The following is a 3,532-nucleotide window of genomic DNA, read 5'->3' on the forward strand; positions in this document are numbered from 1 at the left end:
GAAGGGAGTGATCGCTATCTTCAACTCCCGGTTCGGCATAGAGTCATCCTACCGGGATGGGCGGCGGTTCCGGTGCCGGACAACATCGAACAGAGACAACTTCCGGGCGGCAATGTTCTTCGTTGGGACCATACTGCAGAACTTTCTCAACCTCTTCCTCAGCAAATCAAGCAGCGAGGGAAGAACGCCTCCAGAAGCCCAACGTACAATCCTCATCTTCGTACTTAGGATCCTGGTCTGCTTCTACCCACCAATATAACCCTTGATGAAAAATTAAAAAGGAGGTGATAAAAATATAAAAACCGTTAACAATTCGGAGGTACTGCTTGGGTGAGGATTATCCGCTACCACGAATGGCTATCTACGATGGAAAGTACGCCGTGGTCATGTTTGAAGACGTACCAGAATCCCCCGCTTTAGATGCAGGCTTCTGGACAACCCATAAGAACTATGTTTCCAAACTCCGAAAAATTTCTAGAGGTCTGGAAACACTCTAAACCCGTAACAGAGAATGACGGCTAGTATCCAAATTTTAAAGCATGATTGCATTAAGATATTATCTTATTAACTTGGAAAATAAGTCGATTACTAGTTCCAAGGAACTCCATAGACTTATAGGAAACCTATTTTTTTAGCGAAAAGTTTTATAGAGAGGTTAAATCTTCCTAAATTCAAAGGATTTTAGGGGAGAATGAAATTGGTTAAAATAGATGAGATTAAAAAAGTAGCCGTACTGGGCGCTGGAGTTATGGGTCACGGAATCGCAGAACTCGCAGCCCTGGCCGGCTATGAGACTTACCTGAGAGACATCAACCAAGAATTCGTTGACAAAGGAATGGGCATGGTTAAAAAAAGCTTAGATAAATTCGCCGAAAAGAAGAGAATCACCCAAGAGATGGCGGATCAAAGCTGGAAGAGATTGCATGGCGTCGTGGACTTTGATGAGGCTGTTAAAGGGGCAGACTTTGTGATAGAAGCCATACCAGAGGTCATGGATCTTAAGAAAAAGACCTTTAAAGAACTTGACGAGAAGACGCCTAAACACGCTATACTTGCAACCAATACCAGCACTCTTCCCATATCGGAAATCGCTAGTGCAACCAAGCGACCCGAGAAGGTAATCGGGATGCACTTCTTTAACCCTCCGCCGCTCATGCCGCTGGTGGAGATAATTCGTGGAGATAAAACTGATGATGAAACCACGCAGACCACAGTGGAAATGTCTAAGAAAATGGGCAAAATGGTGGTTGTCTGCAGGAAAGATGTTCCGGGATTCATAGTGAACAGGCTACTGGGACCACTACTAGCGGAAGCCGCAAGAACGGTAGAGCGGGGAGAAGCCACCGTGGAGGAAATCGACTCCGCTCTCGCATACAAGATTGGATTACCAATGGGTGTCTTTCTAGTGGCGGACTACAGCGGCATAGATACCATAGTTAAAGCCTCAGAGGAGACAAAGAAGAGAGACCCCATGTCTCCTGGACCCCAGAAACTCTTCGTGGAAAAAGCCAACAAGGGAGAGTATGGATGGAAGGCCGGAAAGGGATTCTACGACTGGAGCAAGGGACGCCCCTCAATACCAACCGGCCTCGGAGACAAGTTGGATCCAGTGCCGATTTTCGCCCCTGTGGTTAACGCCGCAGCCTGGCTGATTAGAAATGATGTTGCGGACCCCCAGGACATAGATATTGGTGTTAAGTTGGGCTTAGGCTACCCGAAGGGTCTCTGCGAGCTAGCTGACGAGTGGGGAATAGACCGCATAGTGAACATACTCAAGGATAAGGAAGCCAAATACGGAGACTACTACAAAGTAGATCCATTACTTACTCAAATGGTAAGCAAAGGGCACACAGGTGTTAAGGCTGGAAAAGGATTCTACGACTATGCAGGTGCGGGATACACCTACAAGGCCACCATCTTTAAGAGGGAACCACCGCTCGCTTGGCTAATCTTTAACAGGCCTCAGAGACTGAACGCCATAAACCCGGATCTAACCGCGGATCTTGACCACGCATTAACCGAACTCTGGTACGACAACGAAGTAAGGGTGCTCATACTCACAGGTGCTGGGGATAGGGCTTTCTGCGCCGGAGCCGATATCACGGGATTTGCAGGTGGAACACCCAACACTGGTTTCGAAGCCACAAGAGGACTACAGCTGGTCACCCAGAGAATGGAGAAGTTCCCAAAACCCATTATAGCTGCTCTCAACGGATTCGCCCTAGGAGGCGGGTTGGAAATAGCTATAAGCTGTGACTTCCGACTGGCCAAAGAAGGAGCCTTTGTGGGACAGCCCGAAATAATGCTGGGCATTATACCTGGTGCTGGTGGAACCCAGAGGTTATCCAAGTTTGTGGGGATAGGCAGAGCAAAGGAAATGGTTATGCTGGGAGACAGAGTATCCGTGGAAGAGGCTCACAGAATAGGATTAATTAACAGAGTATTCCCCCCAGACAAGTTTGAGGAGGAAGTGAAAAACTTCGCCATGAGACTAGCCGCTGGTCCACCAATCGCACTAAAAATGGCCAAGTACGCGGTGAACTTTGGAACCGAGGTACCACTAGACATCGGACTAGTTTTAGAATCAGGAGTTTTTAGTGTCCTGTTCGGAACCGAGGATATGGTTGAGGGCACAACCGCTTTCCTGGAAAAGAGATTTCCAAAATTCAAAGGAAAGTAGAAACCACACTTTCCCCCTCCTTTTTTTATTTTCTTTAAAACCGGAAAACTCCTTTTTTCTATGTGAAAAGTTTTTTTACAGGGCTTTGATAGTAGTTTAAGAAGAAAAAGTATTCTTGAGGCGATCAATTGTCTAGAGAGGAACTTAAGCGCTTAATTCTAGAGAGAGGAGTAGTAACCGGTAAACCCGTAATTCTCTCCAGTACCCGCATGAGCACCTTCTACTTCAACTTGAGACCCATAGCACTTGACCCCGTCGGTTGTAGGCTGATCGCTGAAATCATGATACCCCTGATTAAAAAGTACGAAGTAGACTGTGTAGGGGGAACCGAGGATAGCTCGCTTCCCATTATTTCAGCGATATGCGCACTGGGTGGAATTCCCGGTTTCTATGTGCGAAAACAAACCCAAAAATATGGATTAAGAGAGCACATTGAGGGTAACCTCGGAAAGAAAGCGGTTCTAGTGGACGACGTAGCCACAAGTGGAGAATCACTACTATACGTAGCAAAGGCCATTAGAGAAGTGGGATGCGATGTGGAGCATGCAATAACCATTGTGGATTTGCTTGAGGGTGCAAAGGAGAGACTAGCCACTCAGCGTATTAAACACGAATCCATATTTGACCGAGACGATTTCAAACACTAAGCAGCTAATTTTATATAATTACTGATTTAACTTCCAAGTTTCGTTAATATAACTCCAATTCTTATACGAGGGTTCACAACAGTAGAAAGATTTAATGATAAATAATACCATTCTTGGACTTTAATCATGAACCCAAACATCCGCAGAGACGTCCAATACAAGGCTACAACCCTGCCCACGAGAACCAAGTCGGCAATCAGCGTGG

The 3,532-nt window shown here is 46.2% G+C and carries 4 protein-coding genes; all 4 read left to right on the top strand.

The window, feature by feature from the left end:
• On the top strand, nucleotides 1–259 hold a 259-nt coding region (locus tag ACUVXA_RS18235), incomplete at its 5' end, for a hypothetical protein (protein WP_445872714.1).
• 67 nt (nucleotides 260–326) lie between these two features.
• Nucleotides 327–497, top strand: a complete 171-nt coding sequence (locus ACUVXA_RS18240) for a hypothetical protein (RefSeq protein WP_445872715.1) — start codon at nucleotides 327–329, stop codon at nucleotides 495–497.
• Nucleotides 498–691: 194 nt separating this feature from the next.
• Entirely contained in the window at nucleotides 692–2,680 is a 1,989-nt protein-coding gene (locus ACUVXA_RS18245) for a 3-hydroxyacyl-CoA dehydrogenase/enoyl-CoA hydratase family protein (protein ID WP_445872716.1), read from the top strand.
• A 128-nt stretch (nucleotides 2,681–2,808) separates the two neighbouring features.
• A complete protein-coding gene (locus ACUVXA_RS18250) occupies nucleotides 2,809–3,327 on the top strand; it encodes an orotate phosphoribosyltransferase (protein WP_445872717.1) in 519 nt (172 codons plus the stop codon).
• Nucleotides 3,328–3,532 lie beyond the last annotated feature (205 nt).

The organism is Candidatus Jordarchaeum sp. (assembly GCF_052745115.1).

What these genes read in the sequence shown, in the direction of transcription:
- ACUVXA_RS18245 (WP_445872716.1), top strand. Translation starts at nt 692, where the DNA reads ATGAAATTGGTTAAAATAGATGAGATTAAAAAAGTAGCCGTACTGGGC.